General features: G+C 60.6%; 18 protein-coding genes. 2 read left to right on the plus strand and 16 right to left on the minus strand.

Features of this window, described 5'->3' with window-relative positions:
- Nucleotides 1-31: 31 nt before the first annotated feature.
- From JNX03_RS06540 to JNX03_RS06605, 14 genes are all read right to left on the minus strand, one after another.
- The gene (locus JNX03_RS06540) at nucleotides 32-901 is read right to left on the minus strand and encodes an outer membrane protein assembly factor BamD (protein ID WP_203211597.1); all 870 of its coding nucleotides are present in this window, start codon (nucleotides 899-901) and stop codon (nucleotides 32-34) included.
- Nucleotides 902-1,127: 226 nt separating this feature from the next.
- Nucleotides 1,128-2,051 carry a UDP-3-O-acyl-N-acetylglucosamine deacetylase gene (gene lpxC, locus JNX03_RS06545; RefSeq protein WP_203211598.1) on the minus strand — a complete coding sequence of 308 codons (924 nt, stop codon included), beginning with the start codon at nucleotides 2,049-2,051 and terminating at the stop codon, nucleotides 1,128-1,130.
- Nucleotides 2,052-2,255: 204 nt separating this feature from the next.
- On the minus strand, nucleotides 2,256-3,875 hold the full coding sequence (gene ftsZ / locus JNX03_RS06550) for a cell division protein FtsZ (protein ID WP_203211599.1): 1,620 nt from the start codon (nucleotides 3,873-3,875) through the stop codon (nucleotides 2,256-2,258).
- Nucleotides 3,876-4,050: 175 nt separating this feature from the next.
- Entirely contained in the window at nucleotides 4,051-5,385 is a 1,335-nt protein-coding gene (gene ftsA, locus JNX03_RS06555) for a cell division protein FtsA (RefSeq protein WP_203211600.1), read from the minus strand.
- A 31-nt stretch (nucleotides 5,386-5,416) separates the two neighbouring features.
- A complete protein-coding gene (locus JNX03_RS06560) occupies nucleotides 5,417-6,304 on the minus strand; it encodes a cell division protein FtsQ/DivIB (RefSeq protein WP_203211601.1) in 888 nt (295 codons plus the stop codon).
- On the minus strand, nucleotides 6,292-7,170 hold the full coding sequence (locus JNX03_RS06565) for a D-alanine--D-alanine ligase (RefSeq protein WP_231024158.1): 879 nt from the start codon (nucleotides 7,168-7,170) through the stop codon (nucleotides 6,292-6,294). The genes JNX03_RS06560 and JNX03_RS06565 overlap by 13 nt, the downstream gene beginning before the upstream one ends.
- 106 nt (nucleotides 7,171-7,276) lie before the next feature.
- Entirely contained in the window at nucleotides 7,277-8,224 is a 948-nt protein-coding gene (murB, locus tag JNX03_RS06570; RefSeq protein WP_203211603.1) for a UDP-N-acetylmuramate dehydrogenase, read from the minus strand.
- A 31-nt stretch (nucleotides 8,225-8,255) separates the two neighbouring features.
- Entirely contained in the window at nucleotides 8,256-8,549 is a 294-nt protein-coding gene (locus JNX03_RS06575) for a hypothetical protein (protein WP_203211604.1), read from the minus strand.
- Complete coding sequence (locus JNX03_RS06580) at nucleotides 8,546-8,812, minus strand: DUF2484 family protein (protein WP_203211605.1); 267 nt, start codon at nucleotides 8,810-8,812, stop codon at nucleotides 8,546-8,548. Before JNX03_RS06580 ends, JNX03_RS06575 begins: the two co-directional genes overlap by 4 nt.
- Nucleotides 8,809-9,060: a DUF2484 family protein gene (locus JNX03_RS06585; RefSeq protein ID WP_203211606.1), complete on the minus strand. Its 252-nt coding sequence runs from the start codon at nucleotides 9,058-9,060 to the stop codon at nucleotides 8,809-8,811. Before JNX03_RS06585 ends, JNX03_RS06580 begins: the two co-directional genes overlap by 4 nt.
- Nucleotides 9,057-10,478 (minus strand): UDP-N-acetylmuramate--L-alanine ligase, encoded by a 1,422-nt coding sequence (gene murC / locus JNX03_RS06590; RefSeq protein WP_203211607.1) that lies wholly within the window; start codon nucleotides 10,476-10,478, stop codon nucleotides 9,057-9,059. The genes JNX03_RS06585 and murC overlap by 4 nt, the downstream gene beginning before the upstream one ends.
- Nucleotides 10,475-11,575, minus strand: coding sequence for a UDP-N-acetylglucosamine--N-acetylmuramyl-(pentapeptide) pyrophosphoryl-undecaprenol N-acetylglucosamine transferase (locus JNX03_RS06595; protein ID WP_203211608.1), 1,101 nt, complete (start codon nucleotides 11,573-11,575; stop codon nucleotides 10,475-10,477). The genes murC and JNX03_RS06595 overlap by 4 nt, the downstream gene beginning before the upstream one ends.
- A 31-nt stretch (nucleotides 11,576-11,606) precedes the next feature.
- Complete coding sequence (ftsW, locus tag JNX03_RS06600) at nucleotides 11,607-12,776, minus strand: putative lipid II flippase FtsW (RefSeq protein ID WP_203211609.1); 1,170 nt, start codon at nucleotides 12,774-12,776, stop codon at nucleotides 11,607-11,609.
- A 156-nt stretch (nucleotides 12,777-12,932) separates the two neighbouring features.
- Complete coding sequence (locus JNX03_RS06605; RefSeq protein ID WP_203211610.1) at nucleotides 12,933-13,460, minus strand: peroxiredoxin-like family protein; 528 nt, start codon at nucleotides 13,458-13,460, stop codon at nucleotides 12,933-12,935.
- A gap of 107 nt (nucleotides 13,461-13,567) precedes the next feature.
- Between JNX03_RS06605 and JNX03_RS06610 the strand changes: the two genes are divergently transcribed.
- The gene (locus JNX03_RS06610) at nucleotides 13,568-14,740 is read left to right on the plus strand and encodes an NAD(P)/FAD-dependent oxidoreductase (RefSeq protein WP_203211611.1); all 1,173 of its coding nucleotides are present in this window, start codon (nucleotides 13,568-13,570) and stop codon (nucleotides 14,738-14,740) included.
- Between the two features lies 1 nt (nucleotide 14,741).
- On the opposite strand, the gene murD is transcribed toward JNX03_RS06610, so the two are convergent.
- Entirely contained in the window at nucleotides 14,742-16,136 is a 1,395-nt protein-coding gene (gene murD, locus JNX03_RS06615; RefSeq protein ID WP_203211612.1) for a UDP-N-acetylmuramoyl-L-alanine--D-glutamate ligase, read from the minus strand.
- Between the two features lie 203 nt (nucleotides 16,137-16,339).
- Here murD and JNX03_RS06620 point away from each other — a divergent pair, with 203 nt between their 5' ends.
- Complete coding sequence (locus tag JNX03_RS06620) at nucleotides 16,340-17,266, plus strand: glutaminase (RefSeq protein WP_203211613.1); 927 nt, start codon at nucleotides 16,340-16,342, stop codon at nucleotides 17,264-17,266.
- Nucleotides 17,267-17,281: 15 nt separating this feature from the next.
- Here the strand turns inward: JNX03_RS06620 and mraY are convergent, their stop codons facing one another.
- On the minus strand, nucleotides 17,282-18,364 hold the full coding sequence (gene mraY / locus JNX03_RS06625; protein WP_203211614.1) for a phospho-N-acetylmuramoyl-pentapeptide-transferase: 1,083 nt from the start codon (nucleotides 18,362-18,364) through the stop codon (nucleotides 17,282-17,284).
- Between the last annotated feature and the right edge of the window lie 17 nt (nucleotides 18,365-18,381).

Below are 18,381 nucleotides of genomic sequence, written 5' to 3' on the forward strand. Positions count from 1 at the left end.
CAGCCCGTAGAGTGGGGAATTACCCCACGCGTTACAACCACTCGCCCTTGATGGTCTGGCGGTAAATCTTGCCCAGCCAGTTGTCCTTAAAGAACTTCGGCTCAAGCCCCTGCCCGGTCAGCAGTTTATAGCTGTCCTCATACCAATCCGTGGATCGGTAGTTGTGGCCAAGGATCGCCGCCGCGGTCTGGGCCTCGTTTGTCAGGCCAAGCGAAAGATATCCTTCGACCAGACGATGCAAGGCTTCGGCAGTGTGGGTTGTGGTCTGGAAATCCTCCACCACAACGCGGAAACGATTGATCGCAGCGGTGTAATGATCCCGGCGCAGGTAATAGCGGCCGATCTCCATCTCTTTGCCCGCCAGATGGTCAAAGGCCAGATCGAATTTCAAGATCGCCGATTTGGCATATTCGCTGTCTGGGTATTTCTCGATCACGTCACGCAACGATTGCAACGCCTGAAAGGTCAGCCCCTGATCACGGCCCACTTCGTCAATCTGGTCATAATAGCTGAGTGCCAGCAGATATTGCGCATAGGCGGCATCGTCATCATCGGGGTAAAAATCGATGAAACGCTGCGCCGCAGACCGGCTGTCGGGGTAGTCCTTGTTCTTGTGATAGGCAAAGGCCTGCATGATCAATGCGCGGCGGGCCCAATCCGAATAGGGATAGAGCCGCTCAATCTCGGCGAAGTAGAAAGCGGCCTCTTTGGGGCGGCGGCGGTTCAGTTCAAACTCGCCCCGTTCAAAGATCTGTTCGGCAGAATAGGTCTCAAGCGGGATTTCCTGAGGGTTGAAGAAACTTGTTGTGGTGCGCCCGGCATCCCGTGCGCCGCAAGCCGTCAAAGCCGCAACCACAAGCACCGCACCGATCATCCGCTTACGCGACCCCGCCACTGTCATGCCCCCACCCTTTGTATCGTTAAACACATGGTCACCCGACCCTTCTTGCGACCTTGCCTAGCACAATAATTTGCGTTGCAAAACGCCGATTCCGCACTTTGTGGTGTACCTCACGGAAAAGTCCGAGGAATTGACGCGCCGCCACCGTTATCTGTATGGAATTACATGCACTTGGGCCACGCTTCAATGGCAATAGCTGCAACATCGCAACTGTTGCGTCCCGACCCTAAGCAACCTGCGGAATTTCGTCCCAGATCAGGCCCGCACCCGGCAGCCGCGCTGCGGTCTGTGCATCACAGGTGATCAGCCGCACAGCACCGGGTGTGGCAAAGAGTGCGCGCAGCAAGGTGTTGGTCAGGGAATGGCCCGCACGAAAACCCGTATAATGGCCCAAAAGTGGCGCTCCCGCCAAAGCCAGATCACCCAATGCGTCCAGCATCTTGTGACGCACAGGCTCATCCGCATAGCGCAGACCGCCCGGGCTGATGACACGGTCACCGTCAAAAACAACCGCGTTCTCACCAGAATCGCCACCCAGCGCCAGACCATTGGCCTGCATCGCATCCACATCCGCTTGGCGGCAGAACGTGCGACTGTCACACAGCTCGCGGGCAAATGAGCCGTTGTTCATCACCAGGGATTTCTTCTGATGGCCAATGGCCGCGTCAGCGAAATCGATCTCGAAATCAATGCGCAGCGTGTCGGCCGGCGCGATTGTTGCGGTCGCTTCACCATCCCGGACAGTGACGGTCTTGAGCACCTCAAACGCCATCACAGGCGCGGACAACTGGCGAATGCCACGCTGCATGAAACCGCGCACAAACGGGATCGCAGAGCCATCAAGGATTGGCACTTCCGGTCCGTCGATGTCGATCATTGCATTGTGGATGCCGCAACCAGCCAACGCCGCCATCAGATGCTCAACCGTCGAAACAGCCAAACCCGAGGCATTTTCCAGCTTGGTACACAATGGCGAACGGTTCACCGCGTCCCAACGTGCGGGGATCAGGCGGTCACCGACCAAAACATCGCTCCGGGAAAACCAGATACCGTGATGGGCCCCGGCGGGGCGCACGGTCACTGTGGCCGGTGCACCCGAGTGCAGGCCCTTGCCCGTAAAGCTGATGGAAGATTTGATCGTATTCTGCACGCAGTCCGCCTGTATCCGAATCCCGCCGCAGCGGTTGCCATGGAAGTAAGGGGCGGACACCGCAGTCTCAACTCAATCTTTGTAACGGACTGAAACATGGCTGTAATGATTGAGCGCAAAGACGCCAATGACAAACCAAGACCCTGATTAAAAACGAAAAAGGGCCGCCAAAAAGCGACCCTTCCTTGATCATTTGTGAGGCGCTTAGTTCGCCTGACGGCGCAAAAACGCGGGAATCTCGATCCGTTCCTGATCCGGATCGGAGCTTTCCTGCGGCTGCGGCGCGGCTGCGGCCTGCCCCTGATGGGGCTGCATTTGCGGCTGCTGGCGGGCCGGACGCTGCTGCGCTTCGCCCTCTGCGTGGCCGGTCATCCGGTTGATCAGCGAGTTGATGCCAAAGCGTGGTTTTTCAGCCTGCGGCGCAACCTGTGGTGCCGCGGCGGGCGCTCGCTGTTGCTCTGGTGCGGCTTTCTGAGCCGCGGCCCGCAAACGTGCCAGCGCCTCTGGAGACGGGGTGCCAGGTGCGGGGGCACGCGGGGCCACAAAGGTATCAGGCTCGGCCTCAAGGCTTTCTTCCTGACGGGGTTCAAAGGCCGCGACCTGCGGCTGATAGGCCGGTGGTGGCAGGTCATCCGCATCATTGGTGTCTTCGGCAAACAGATGGTCGACCTGCTCTTCCTCGGCGGCACGTTGCACGTCGAGATCCTCAAAGAGCGGCGCCTGATCTTCCGCCTGTGCGGTCTCAGCCGTCATTGGCGCTTCATCGGCCACATCAACAGGTGCCTCTTCGGCCACGGTCTGCGGCTTCAAGGGGGCGCTCATGGATCGGCGCGGCACCGGGATGTCCGTGTTGACCTCAACCGCGTCAATGCCTGTTGCCACAACGCTGACGCGCATCATGCCGCCCAGGGAATCGTCCATGGTGGACCCGACGATGATGTTCGCATCCGGGTCAACTTCTTCGCGAATGCGGTTCGCCGCTTCGTCCAGTTCGAACAAGGTCAGATCCTGACCGCCGGTGATATTGATCAACACGCCCTTGGCTCCGCGCAGGCTGATTTCGTCCAGCAGCGGGTTGGCAATGGCCTTTTCAGCGGCCTGAATGGCGCGATCCTCGCCATCAGCCTCGCCTGTGCCCATCATCGCCTTGCCCATTTCGTCCATTACGGCCCGCACGTCGGCAAAGTCGAGGTTGATCAGGCCGGGACGGACCATCAGATCCGTAACGCCCTTAACCCCTTGATAAAGCACGTCATCTGCCATCGAGAAGGCATCGGTAAAGGTGGTCTTTTCATTCGCCAAACGGAACAGGTTCTGGTTTGGAATGATGATCAGCGTGTCCACGACCTTTTGCAGGGCTTCGACACCCTCTTCGGCCTGGCGCATCCGTTTGTTACCCTCAAACTGGAAGGGTTTGGTCACAACGCCAACGGTCAAAACGCCCAGTTCACGCGCCGCCTGGGCGATGATCGGGGCTGCACCGGTGCCGGTGCCGCCGCCCATACCTGCGGTGATAAAGCACATATGCGCACCCGCCAGATGATCGACGATCTGTTCAATGCTTTCCTCGGCAGCGGCCGCGCCAACGCTGGCCCGTGCGCCCGCGCCCAAGCCTTCGGTCACTTTGATACCCAACTGCACCCGGCTTTCCGCCTTGGCTTGCTGCAAAGCCTGCGCGTCGGTGTTCGCAACCACGAATTCGACGCCTTCGAGCGATTTGTCGATCATGTTGTTGACCGCGTTGCCGCCTGCGCCGCCGACACCGAAAACGGTGATCCGTGGTTTCAGGTCATCATGCCCGGGCATGGAAAGATTGAGTGTCATAATGCTGTCCGCCTGTTTATTTGCCCACGTTCGCAGGCTTATTTCGCCACCAATTGCCGGTAATCTTAACGGCCTGCAGCCCCATCGTCACCCATAAATCGATTAAAACCAGCTAAATATGGGCATTTTTTCGCCGATTTACCATGCATTTCGGGTCATCCACCGCATATTGCGGTCACCAATTGTCTCGGAACCATTTTACGGCCCGCTTGAGCGACTTAGACGGATAGCTGTCCGCCGGGATCGCAAAGTCCCACCATTCGTCCTGAGGATGCGCCGCAAAGAGCGACAGCCCTACCGCCGAGGCAAAGCCCGGCCCGGTTGCGGCCTGCGGCAACCCATGCACGCGCAAGGGCCGGCCAAGGCGCACCTGTTGTCCCAAAATCTTGCTCGCCAGCCCGTCCAGGCCGGGGATCTGGCTGCCGCCGCCGGTCAAAACGATCTGCTGGCTCGGCAGATGGTCAAAGCCTGCCGCATCAAGGCGCACGCGCACTTCTTCGAGGATCTCTTCGACCCGTGGCCGCATGATGCCAATCAATTCGGCGCGGCTGGCGGTGCGGCGATCATGTTCGTAATCGCCCGTGTCGCCGCCGATCTCGATCATCTCGCGGTCGTCCATGCCGGTGGCATGCACGCCGCCATAAAATGTCTTGATCCGTTCGGCATTGGCTGTTGGCACCTGAAGGCCCATGGAAATATCGCTGGTGACGTGATCACCGCCCATGCGCACGCAATCTGCAAAAATCATATGTTTCTTGATGAAAACAGACACGCTGGTTGATCCGCCCCCCATATCGATACAGGCCGCGCCCAGCTCTTGCTCATCCTCGACGAGTGCCGAAATGCCCGAGACATAGGCAGAAGAGGCAATGCCAGCCAATTCAAGATCACAACGTTTGATGCAATGGGCCAGATGCTGTACCGCTGCGGCATCGACCGTCAGCATATGCATATCCACCGAAAGGGTATTGCCCAATTGTCCGCGCGGATCGCTGAGCCCCGACCGATGGTCCAGCGCAAAGTTCACGGGCTGGGCATGCAGCACTTCGCGGCCCTCGCCGTATTCGGGCACCTCGCATCCGGCCAGAACCTGGGCGACATCCTGTTCGGACACGGTTTGCCCGTCCAGTTCGATCTGCGCGTCCAGCCCGTAGCTGCGCGGCTCGGCCCCGGAGAAACAGGCAATCACGTGATCCACACGGATGCCGGCCATCTTTTGGGCGGCCTGCAATGCGGTGCGGATGGCGCGTTCGGTTTCGCCCATCGCGCATATCTCGCCAAAGCGGACCCCGCGAGACCGTGTCGTCGCGGCGCCAATAACCCGAAAGCCCGACTGCCCCGCCAGCGATCCGATCTCACCCTCGTCGCCCAACTGCCCCGCCCCGTCAAAGCGCAGAACAAGGCAGGCGATCTTGGAACTGCCTACATCCAGAACGGCGACAACACCGCGCTGCATGGCGAGTTTCCGCATGTGCCGCATAGACCGTTGGCTGTCATATAGATTTGTCATCGTCTCACCGCCTCATGTCGCGGGTCCAGCATCACTGGCCCGAAATCTGTTTGATCTGCCACCATTGTTTTGTGGCTTCTTCACTCATCCTGACGGTCGGCCGCTGGGCCAACCGCATGTCCACAACCAACACATCCCGGCTGAGAACCTCTTGTGCGCCTTCCAGCGCGATCACCCGCTCCAACGCTTGAACCGCGCCGGTTTCGGGCAACATGATCCGCTGGTCGCGGTCCAGAACCACATCCCAGCGCCGTTCGCCCACACGGACCAAACCGCGCAGTCGCTTTCCAATAGGCGCGGTTGCGTTGATCAGGCGCAATGTCTCGGGCACCTTTGCCTGCGCCCCCTGCCCGGCGATCAACGGCAAATCGGGACGCGCCGCGCGGCTGTCAACCACTTCGACCCGTGCGCCACCTTCATCCACCAGAACCAAACCGTCTTCGGTGCGCCAAACCGCAACCGGAATGCGCGGCGTCACATCCACCTGCAAAATACCGCCTGGTTTGATCCGCACGCTGGCATTCTTGACCCCGTCCAGATCGGTGATCTGCTGGCGTAGGGTTGTGACATCCAAATCAAAAGAACTGACGGGAAATTCCACCGGCACCAGCGCCCGCACATTTGCCGCGAGCGCGCCGGTCGCCCCATCCACAGCCATCAGTTTGACCATAAATTCCGGGCGCTCTTCAATGCTGCGCCGTGCGTCCGACACCGCCAGCGCAATCGCCTCGCGGCGCTCTTCGTTGGACAGGTAAATCGTGGCGGCCATCAAGGTCAGGCAAAACGGAACACCCGCCCGCAGTGCCAGCCGGAACCCCGGCGTCAGCATCAACCGCTGCATCCGCCAGGACCAGCGCGATGGCGCGGGGTCTGCTTTGGCCGGTTTGGCCGAGGAACGGCGCAGGCTCAGCGGGAACATGTCGCGTCCTCCACCATCCAGGCGCAAAGCTCAGGGAAAGACATGCCGCAAGCCGCCGCCTGTTCCGGCGTCAGTGACGTGGCAGTCATGCCCGGCTGGGTATTGGTCTCAAGCAGCACCAGACCATCGGCGCCCTTGCTTTCGTCCCAACGGAAATCCGTGCGACTGACGCCCCGGCATCCCAAGGCGTTATGCGCCCGCAAGGCATACTCAAGACAAAGCTCAAAAATCTCGGTCGGGACATCGGCCGGCACGATATGGGACGATCCGCCCTCTTTGTACTTCGCGTCATAGTCATACCAGCCGGTGGTCAGGATATCCGTGACCGTCAGCGCCCGCTGTCCCATCACAGTCGTGGTCAATTCGCGCCCCGGCGCGAAAGCCTCGACCATCACAAACTCTGGCATCTCCGGGCCCAGTTGCGGCGGGCCGTTGTTCTCGGCGCCCACCAGATAGACCCCGACGGAGGATCCTTCGTTATTGGGTTTGACCACATAGGGTGGCGTCATCACGTGGTCGCGGCGCACATCCTCGGCGGCGGCTATCGTGCTTTGCACAACCGGCAGGCCAACACTGCGATAAATCTCCTTGGTGCGCTGTTTGTCCATCGCCAGCGCAGAAGACAACACACCCGAATGACTGTAAGGGATCTGCAGCCATTCCAGCAAACCCTGCACACAGCCATCTTCGCCCCAGCGGCCATGCAGGCAATTGAGAACGGCGTCAGGCTTTATCTGTGTCAAAACGGCAGCAAGATCGGGGCCAGCGTCGACCTCGATCACATTGTAGTTTCTTTCCCTTAGCGCGGCTGCGCAGGCTTGCCCACTGGACAGCGAGACCTCGCGCTCTGCAGAGGGGCCGCCCATCAATACCGCCACTGTCGGGGTTGTCCTGCTCGACGTACCCACCGGAGTGCCTTTTGTCCCGGACCTTTTGCGGCCCTTATTTTCAGTTTATTTGCCGATTTTCGGCTTATGCCTCAGGCACCGGATCGCCTAAAAATTCACCGATGCGCATGATTTCCCATTCTAGCCTTATCCCACTGGTTGCGTAAACCTTTTTCCGCACCTCTTCGCCCAATCTTTCAAGATCTTCGGCTGTGGCCTGATCGGCGTTGATCATGAAATTGGAATGTTTCGGGCTCATCTGCGCGCCGCCCACACAGGCGCCGCGCATGCCTGCGTCGTCGATAACCTTCCATGCCTTGAGATCATGCACATCGTCGGCTTTGCCCGTGCTTGAGAAACCCGCAGGATTGCGAAATGTGCTGCCCGCGCTGCGGTCCTTTGTGGGTTGGGTCTCATCGCGCTTGCGCAATTGGTCTTCCATGCGGGCGTGCAATGCCTCTGGATCGCCCTTGGGCGGCGCAAAGGTGGCGCTGACGATCACGGCACCATCTGCTAAGTCACTTTGGCGATAGCGAAAATTCAGATCATCGGCAGTCAGGGTGATCAAACTGCCGCTGCGGGTCACCGCCTGGGCCGAGACGAAATGATCCGCCGTATAGCTGCCATAGCACCCTGCGTTCATGCGAACTGCACCACCGATACTGCCCGGAATGGTACGCAAAAATGTAAGGTCAAGACCCGCATCTGCCGCCTTACGGGCCACATGTGCATCCAGCGCCGCCGCGCCAGCAGTGACTTGGCCGCCTGATACGTCAATGCCGTTGAAACCGCGCCCCAAACGGATCACCACGGCCCGCAAGCCCCCGTCCCGCACGATCAGATTGCTGCCCACGCCCATGGGGAAAACCGCCACAGTTTTGGGCAGATCACGCAGGAAATCGCGCAAATCATCCAGATCAGCGGGTTGAAAAAGACAATCCGCCGGTCCGCCCACGCGCAGCCAGGTCAGATCGTTCAGGGGGCGCTGCGGTGTCAGCTTGCCGCGCACGGATGGGTAATTCGCATCAGTCATGGCGCGGGACTAGCGGCAATTTTTGTGCGGGTCAAACATCGCTTTGATCCACTCGGCTGGCCACCCAAGCGCGGTGGATGCGCCCGGCGAACCCGCCGACACCAAAGGCACAAAGCGCATAGAGAACGGCAGAGGCCTGCGCAATCAACGCGTTGATCTCAAGGGGATGCGCATTCAGCCATCCCATCATCCAGATCATGTTAAGCCCCAGCCCGACAATCAAGACAGCAAAGAACCGTTTGATATTGAAATGAAATCCGGTCCAGGCACAGGCCAGCATCCAAACCGCCAGCACCGCAACAAGCGAGGCGACCAGCAGGCTCATTCCGCAGCGCCATCCCGGCGCAACACCACACGGCGCAGCCAACGGCCCAGATAGATCACCGGCCAGCGCAGCACCGAACAGGCCCCCGCCAGAACCAGCAAGGCCACCCAGGGACCATGCTGCATGGTGACATAGCCGAGAATGGGGATGCCCAGCCCGATCAGGATATAGGCGTTGCGCCAATGCTGATCCTTGCTTGGCGTCATAGCCAGGACATTGGCCACTACGGCCCACAAGCAGGCCAACGTCAGGGAAAGGCTCATTCCGGCACCTGCGGATTTTGGCCACGCAGCTTGGCGATCAGGAATTTCAGCGGGTTACGGTACATCGAGACAAAACCTGCCAGCGCAAGCGCGGCAATCAGCCATCCCACCTGCAATCCGATCATCACGATCAGCACCGGCGCCGCCAACAAAAGCGCCACCCCCGGCACATATTGCCGCCGCATGGGCAGCATTGCCACGCCCACGGAGGCAAAGACCCAAAAAATGCACAGCCAAAGCAAGGTCACGCCGCCGCCCCTTTCATCGTCTTCAACCGGTCCGGCAATTCATTGGCCCATGCACTGATCGTACCGGCACCAAGACAGACCACCATGTCGCCGGGGCTGGTCTGTTCACGCACCAATCGGGCCAGATCATCGCCATCCTGCACAGCGCGGGCATGACGGTGGCCGTGGCGGATCAATCCGGCCACCAGACCGTCACGATCTGCCCCTTCGATGGGGTCTTCACCCGCCGAATAGACATCGGCGATGCCAACCACATCCGCATCGTTGAAACAGGCACAGAAGTCATCGAATAGGTCATGCAACCGGCTGTAGCGATGCGGCTGATGCACCGCGATGACGCGCCCTTCGGTGGCTTGCCGCGCGGCCTTCAGAACGGCGGCAATTTCAACCGGGTGGTGGCCATAATCATCAATGATCGTCACGCCATCAATTTCGCCAACTTTTGTGAACCGGCGGTTAACGCCGCCAAAGCTGGCCAATGCGCCGCGGATCTCTTCAGCCTTCATGCCCAGATGCCGTGCCACAGCCACCGCCGAGAGCGCGTTGGACACGTTGTGATCCCCCGGCATCGGCAGGCTGCAGTCCTTGATCACGATGTCTTCGGCCTGCAGGTAGATATCAAAATGCGCAACACCATTTTTGTAGTGCAGGTTTCTGGCCCGCACATCGGCCTGCGCGTTGAACCCATAGGTCACGACCCGGCGATCGGTGATCTTGCCCACCAGCGCCTGCACTTCGGGGTGATCAGTGCAGCACACCGCCAGCCCGTAGAACGGGATGTTCGACACGAAATCGAGGAAGCCCTGCCGCAGCGTGTCAAAGTCGCCCCAATGTTCCATATGTTCAGGGTCGATGTTGGTCACAATCGCGATGGTTGCCGGCAGGCGGTTGAAAGTACCATCGCTTTCGTCGGCCTCCACCACCATCCATTCGCCCTGCCCCATCCGGGCATTGGAGCCATAAGCGTGAATGATCCCGCCGTTGACCACCGTGGGGTCAATCCCACCCTTGACCAACAATTCCGCCACCAGTGTTGTGGTGGTGGTCTTGCCGTGGGTGCCTGCGACCGCGATGTTGGATTTCAGGCGCATGAGTTCGGCCAGCATCTCGGCCCGGCGCACGATGGGCAGGCCTGCGGCGCGCGCGGCGTCGAGTTCGGGATTGCCGGGCTTGATCGCGGAAGAGATCACCACAACCTCGGCATGTTCGATGTTTTCTGCCTTTTGCCCGCCTTCAAAAATCGTCGCGCCCAATTCGGCCAGACGGTTGGTAATCTTGCTGGCCTTCAGGTCAGAGCCTTGCACGGTGTACCCGTGATTCAGCAACACCTCGGCGATGCCAGACATGCCAATGCCGCCGATACCGACAAAATGGATGGGGCCCACATCGGTGGGCAGTTTGGTGGCGGCTGCGTTCATGTCTGCTTTCCTTTTTGGGCCAGTTCTTCGACCATCTGCGCCAATGCCTCGGCAGCTTCGGGTTTGCCGACCGACAGCGCGGCCAGCGCCATTTGCATCGCCGCATCCGAATTGCCAAGCACCAAGTGAATCTGTTCGGTCAGGCTTTCGGGATTTGCGGCGTCTTCCGGCACCATGATCGCCGCACCGGCCTCAACCAGGCCGCGTGCATTTGCGGTCTGATGATCGCCCGTGGCCGCGGCGAAGGGGATCAGGATCGACGGGCGACCAATCACCGATATATCCGCAACCGAGGACGCACCAGCGCGGCTGATCACCAGCTGCGCTTCGCTCATCCGGCGCGGCACATCGTCAAAGAACGGCTGAACATCGGCGGAAATCCCGTGTTCGGCATAAAAGGCCGAGACCCGTTCGCCGTCTTCATCCCGCGCCTGATGGCTGACGCGGATGTTGCGCAGCATATCCATCGGCAGGTTGGCAATGGCCGGTGGCACAACGTCACTGAGAATGCGGGCGCCTTGCGATCCGCCCATCACCAGCAGTTCCATCGGATAATCCCCCGGCGCGATATAGCCAGCGCCGGCTCGGTCCAGAACGGCACTGCGCACCGGATTGCCCACATGGACCCCTTCCACCCCTTCGGGCAGGGTTGTCGGCCACGTCCCGCAGGCCACCGCATCAACGCGTTTGGAAAACACCTCGTTCACGCGGCCCAAGACGCCGTTTTGTTCATGGATCATGCGCGGCAGCCGCAAGGCCCAAGCCGCGCCCAGCGCCGGAATAGAAGGATATCCGCCAAAACCGACCACTGCCGCAGGCCGGTCGCGCAGCATACGGGCCATCGCGCCCAGCGCGCCTGCACCAATGCGCAGCGGCACCATGGCCTTGGCCGCAAGTCCGCCACGGGCAAAGGTGGCGGAACTCACCTGCACGATCTCGACCGCATCTGGGAAACCGCCTGTGTACCGCGCCCCGCGTGCATCCGTGGACAGGCGCACCCGCCAGCCCCGTGCGAGCATCACCTCCGCCAGCGCCTGCGCGGGGAACATATGCCCACCGGTGCCTCCGGCTGCGATAATCAATAGCGGTGCCGTCATGACCGTCTCCTTGTGCCGCCCTTTGGCACGATCAGCGTGCCCGGCCGCGGCCCAGTATATCAGAAATTTCGCCCTGGGGCCTTGTGCGGGTAAAGGCAAGCAACATGCCAACCGCGATCCCGGATGCAATCACCGAACTACCGCCATAGCTGACAAACGGCAAGGTCATGCCTTTGGCCGGCAGCAAACGCACCGCAACGCCCATGTTGATCATCGCCTGAACGCCAAACATGCAGGCCAGCCCCGTGCCCGCCAGCCGGATGAACGGATCACGTTCCCGCACCAGCCGCAACAGCGACCGCACCACAACGCCGGAGTACAGCAGGATAATGCAAAGAACGAGGATCAGCCCGTATTCTTCGGCCGCCACCGCGATAATGAAATCCGTATGCGCATCCGGCAGGGACCATTTCACCTGCCCCTCGCCCACACCCACACCGAAGAGCCCGCCCTCGCGGATCGCATTGGTGGCATAGCCTAGTTGCGTTGTGGGATCGACATCGGGGCTGAGAAACCCATCAATCCGCCGGGCAAAGTGTTCGGAATTGGAATAGGCCACCGTGCCTGCCACAACGACCAATCCAGCCATACCCACCAACAATGTGATCGGCGCACCGGCGACAAAATACATCACGCCCCAGCCAAACAGCACCAGACAGGCCTGACCGAAATCGGGCTGCATCGCCAGCATCAGCACAATCGCGATGCATAGCGCAAAAGACCAAAGCCGCCCTGGAGGCCCGTTAATTTCCTGGCTGGCGGCCATCATCCAGGCCGCCGCCACCACAAATCCGGGTTTGAGAAATTCGGAAGGTTGCACCGAGGCGAAGCCAAGTGAATACCAACGCACCGCGCCTTTGCCGAAATCTGTCCCCAGAAACGGCAGCAACGCCAGCGCCACAAAGGCGCAGATGAACCCAAGGACCGCCAGCCGCCGCACCAGAACCGGCGACATCATCGAGGTCAGCACCATTGCGATCATCGCAAGACCGCCAAAGAATGCCTGCCGCTGCACATAGTGAAACGGCTCAAAGCCGTTTTTCGCGGCCAGGGGCGGCGAGGCCGCGAGCCCCAGCAACATGCCAACAAGGAACAGCATGAGGATGCAGGACATCGCCCATCTATCAACTGTTCGCCACCATTTTGGAAGAATCGGTTCGCCATCCCGCACCGGGACCGCACCATAGACCATTTCTGTCATGGGCTCTGCCTTACACTGCCTTCAACTGCCGCGTCCTGGCTTCTGCCCGGCACGTCGCCCCTTTTCGGGGTCTAAAAGGCAGCATAACGCGAAAAGCCCCTGTAATCTAGTGGATTTCCACCAGGGGATGATCCCCCGGTGGCAGTTTTTCGCAGATTATGCGGCGCGGTGGGTTCCGCGCACCGGATAGTCATTGGCCCGGATGAATTTGATCCCGTTCAGGATACCTTCCAGCTCCGGCCGGGCAAAGGGCGCATTGGACACATCAAGGATCTGCACATTGCCTTTTTCATTGATCACAAAAAGGCCCGGTTCGGGGAACGGACGGTCGGTTTCCTTTGCGCTGCGCGGGTCCGATATATAAAGCCCCAAGGCCTGCATCTGCGCAACGCTCAGCCCGTATCCCATTGGCAGGCTCAGTTCCTTTTCATCCACCATTGTCTGCGCTTTTTCCTCAGGATCGCCTGAAACCATGACCACTTCGACCCCCTCGGCGTGGTATTGCGGGGCCAGTTCCTCCAGCTTGGCAAGGTATTTTTTGCAAATCGGGCAATGCAGCCCGCGATAGACCACTACCATCTGCCACTCGAACCCGTCTGAGGGCGTGCCAAGGGTCACATGCCCCCCGCCCAATTTGTCTGCGGTCATGAGCGGAAATGCCTGTCCGGCCTCTAGCGTATTCATTCTTTGTCCTTTCTTGCGTGTTTCCTCCGACTTAACGCCCCATGGTGTCGCGGCAATCCCCCTCACAGCATCTTGACCGCCCTCGCCAAAGCAGGCAGAGCCGCCCCATGCAGGTGGATACAGCAATCATAGGCGCAGGCGCGGCTGGCATGATGTGCGCAGCCCATGCGGGCGGCAAGGTGCTGTTGGTTGATCATGCAAAGGCGCCCGGTGAAAAGATCCGCATCTCCGGCGGCGGGCGCTGCAATTTCACCAATATGTACTGCGATCCGGGCAGTTTCCTCTCTGGCAATCCACATTTTGTCAAATCCGCCTTGGCCCGCTATACCCAATGGGACTTCGTCGAGCTGGTCGATCAACACAGTATCAAATGGCACGAAAAGACTCTTGGTCAGCTGTTTTGTGACACCTCCGCCAAAGAGATCATCGCCATGCTGCGCCGCTTGATGCAGAAGGCCGGCGTCGATCTGCGCCTGCAGAGCAGTGTTTCGAACATCCGTAAGACGGAAAGCGGCTTTGCGCTGACCTTGCATGGGCCGCAGGGCGATACATTGGTTGCTGCAAATAACCTTGTGATCGCCACAGGCGGCAAATCCATCCCCAAAATGGGCGCGACCGGCTTTGCCTATGAGGTCGCCGCTGCGTTTGGCCTTCCGGTGACAGAGACGCGCGCAGGATTGGTGCCATTCACCTTCACCGATGCGCGGTTCGCCCCGATTTCGGGCACCGCAGTCCCGGCCCGTGTGGCGGCCGGCGGCACCAGCTTTGACGAAGCGCTTTTGTTCACCCATCGCGGACTGTCCGGTCCGGCGGTCTTGCAGGCCTCCTCCTATTGGCAGGACGGCGCGGAGATCACCGTCAATCTCGACCCAAAGACCGCCCTGTTCGAAGCGCTGCGCGACCAGCGCCAAAGCTACGGCCGCCGCAATTTCACCACTGAACTCTCTGCCCACCTGCCCGCCCGATTGGTGGAGCACCTTGGGGCCTTGCATGACCTGACCGGAAACCTGGCTGACTGGTCCGATGCACGGCTCATGGCCCTCTGCGACGGTCTACAAAACTGGCAGATGGTTCCCTCCGGCACCGAAGGATACCGCACCGCCGAAGTAACCCTTGGCGGGGTGGACACGGATGCGCTGTCCTCCAAGTCCATGATGGCAAAAACCGTTCCGGGCCTCTATTTCATCGGCGAAGCGGTGGATGTGACCGGCTGGCTTGGCGGCTACAACTTCCAATGGGCCTGGTCCTCCGCGATGGCGGCCGCACGCACGATGAGCTGACTTAGCCCAGCTGCTTGGCCACCTGCGCTGCAAAGTCATCGCCGCGCCGCTCGAAACTGTCATATTGGTCAAAACTCGCCGCCGCCGGGGCCAGCAGGACCACATCGCCCGCTTCGGCCTCCGCCACCGCACGGGCGACGGCTGTGGCCATATCACCGCAAACCTCGGCCTCCACGTCCAGCTGCATGGCAAAACCCGCCGCCTCGCGCCCGATCACATAGGCTTTGCGCACCCCACCGGTGGCGCCTGCAAGCCCTCCGAGACCGCCCTCCTTCTCCAGCCCCCCGCAAATCCAGCGGATGTTGCTGAAGGCCGCCAGCGCCTTGGCCGCGCTGTCCACATTGGTGGCCTTGCTGTCATTGACATAGCGCACGCCGTCTTTCTCGGCGATGGTCTGGGACCGATGCGGCAAACCACCAAAGCTGTGAAAGGCCGCCTCGATCACCTTGGGCGCCAGGCCAAGCGTCCGGCAGGCCGCATAAGCGGCGCAGGCGTTCTGGTGATTATGTGCGCCGGGCAAACCTGCCACCCCGCGCAGATCAATCGACGCCACCTGCTTGCCCTTGCGATATTCCGACAGGAACCCTTTGCGGGCAAACACCTGCCAGCCCGGCCCTGTCAGCTTTTGCGCCACACTGATCCGGATCACCCGGTCATCCGCCGGTCCCTCGGTGAGCTGCCCGGCCAGAAACCGCCCTTCGACCTCGTCCACACCGATCACCGCACGGTCCGGTCCGCCTTCGGCAAAAAGCCGTCGCTTGGCCGCAAAATATCCGCCCAATCCATGATGCCGGTCCAGATGGTCGGGGCTGAGATTGGTGAACACCGCCACATCCGGGGTCAGGCTGCGCGCCAGATCGGTCTGATAGCTTGACAGCTCCAGCACCACCACTTCGCCATCGATCGCCGGATCCAGATCCAGAACCCCGCGCCCGATGTTGCCCGCCAATTGGCAGGGCCGGCCCACCTGTTCCAGAATATGATGGATCAGCGCCGATGTCGTTGATTTCCCGTTCGATCCGGTGACCGCAACCACCCGTGGACTGGTATCAAAATTGTCCCATTCACTGGTGGCAAAGCTTTGAAAGAACAGCCCGATGTCATTGTCCACAGGCACGCCGGCCTCCAGGGCCGCCGCGACAACCGGATTTGGATCAGGATAAAGATGCGGAATGCCGGGGCTGACAATCAGACGCGCAATCCCGTCAAAGCCGCGACGCCGGAGATCCACACATTCAAATCCCTCAGCCTCGGCCTTGGCTCGCGCTGCCGGATTGTCATCCCAGCACAGCGCCGCAGCCCCACCAGCCGCCAAGGCCCGCGCGGCCACAAGCCCCGAACGCCCCAGTCCCAAAACCGCCACCTGCGTGCCCGCCAATCCTTGCACCGGAATCATCGCCGTCCCCTTCTTTTGCCGGCAAGATGGCGCAAGGGCGCGTCGAAGACCATCCACCCTGTCCCTTTTTGGCCCTAAATAATCCGGGGGAATCGCGGCCTGCCGCGATGGGGGCTGGCCCCCTGCTGCCACTGGAAACACGCGCCCGCCCCTGCTAGGCAACCTCGACAGACCCACACCGCATCCGCCAGAAAGGCCCGTCCATGCCACGATCCAGCGCCCCTGACCTGCCCGGCCTCCTGTCGCGCCTTAACGGGCACATGCGCGAGGATGACCATTGGGGCGATGTTGCCGCCTATATCCCGCAGCTGGCCCATGTGGATCCGCGCCAGTTTGGCATTGCCGTGGTGACGGCGGACGGTACCTGTCATGTGGCAGGCGACAGCGACGTGCCCTTTTCGGTTCAATCCATCACCAAGGTCTTCACCCTTGCCATCGCGTTGGGCCGGTCCGGCGATCAACTGTGGCAAAGGGTCGGGCGGGAACCGTCGGGCCGCGCCTTCAACTCCATCGTGCAGCTTGAACAGGAACAGGGCCGCCCGCGCAATCCCTTCATCAACGCCGGTGCCATCGTGACCACGGACGAGGTGCTGGGCCAGCGCCCCCCGCGCGAGGCTTTGGCAGAGATCGTGCAATTTGTCCGCGCCGCGGCAGGCACCGAGGACATCCACATCAATGATGCCGTTGCTGCGTCAGAAACCGCCTTTGGCCACCGCAACTTTGCGCTGGCACATTTTCTGGCGTCGTTTGGCAACCTCAAGAACGCGCCTGAGCTGACGCTCGGCACCTATTTCCACCACTGCGCCATCGAAATGTCCGTCCGGCAACTGGCCATGGCGGGCCGGTTCCTTGTCGATGCGCCCGGCCTGCCGCGCCTTGTCTCGGCGGGGCGCATCCGGCGGCTGAATGCGCTGATGCTGACCTGCGGCCATTACGACGGATCGGGCGATTTTGCCTATCGCGTCGGCCTGCCCGGGAAATCCGGGGTTGGCGGCGGCATCCTTGCCATTGTTCCCGGCCAGGCCAGCATTGCGGTGTGGTCGCCGGGGCTCAACCGCTATGGCAACTCGCACAAGGGCACCGAAGCCTTGGCCACCCTTGCGCGCCAGATGAATTGGTCGATCTTCTAGATTTGCGGCAGATCCTTAACGGATTTTCAAGGTCGCCAGCCCGAGCATTGCCAGAATAAGCGAAATGATCCAGAACCGGATCACGATCTGCGGCTCCGCCCAACCTTTTTTCTCATAATGGTGATGGATCGGTGCCATCAGGAACACCCGCTTGCCGGTGCGTTTGAAGTACAGCACCTGAATGATCACGCTCAGCGCCTCTACCACGAACAATCCGCCAACAATCGCCAGCACCAACTCGTGCTTGGTCGCCACCGCAATCGCGCCCAGCGCCCCGCCAAGGGCGAGTGACCCCGTGTCGCCCATAAACACCGCCGCCGGAGGGGCGTTGTACCAAAGAAAGCCCAAGCCGCCGCCAAAAATACCGGCTGTAAAGATCAGGATCTCGCCCGTTCCCGGCACGTAATGCACGTCCAGATATTCGGTGAAATCGACGCGGCCCACAGCATAGGCAATGATGCCAAGGGTGCCAGCGGCAATCATCACCGGCATGATCGCCAGACCGTCCAGTCCATCGGTAAGGTTCACCGCATTGGCCGCGCCCACGATCACGATTATCGCAAAGGGGATGAACAGCACCGAAAGGTTGATCAGCGTGTCCTTGAACACCGGCAGCGCCAGTTTGTACTGCAGCGCCTCAGGGTGGTATTGCGCCGCCCAATAGCCCGCAATCCCGGAAATGATCAGCCCCAGCAACAGCCGCACCTTGCCCGATACACCGGCCGTGTTTTGCTTGCTGACCTTGGCGTAATCGTCGGCAAAGCCAATCGCGGCAAAGCTCATGGTGACAAAAAGCACCAGCCAGACAAACGGATTGTCAAGCCGCGCCCAAAGCAAGGTCGAAGTCAACAGCGCCCCAACGATCAACAGCCCGCCCATTGTCGGCGTGCCCGCCTTGACGAAATGCCCTTCTGGCCCGTCATCGCGGATCGGCTGGCCTTTGCCCTGCTTGCGGCGCAACACCGCGATCAATGGCTTGCCGAACAGAAACCCGAACAGCAAGGCGGTCAGAAACGCCCCCCCGGCCCGGAAGGTGATGTAGCGAAACAGGTTAAAGAAATCGCCACCGTCCGACAGCAGGGTCAACCAATAGAGCATAAAATGCGTCCTTACTC

It is taken from the genome of Sulfitobacter mediterraneus (assembly GCF_016801775.1).
Lineage (GTDB): Bacteria > Pseudomonadota > Alphaproteobacteria > Rhodobacterales > Rhodobacteraceae > Sulfitobacter > Sulfitobacter mediterraneus_A.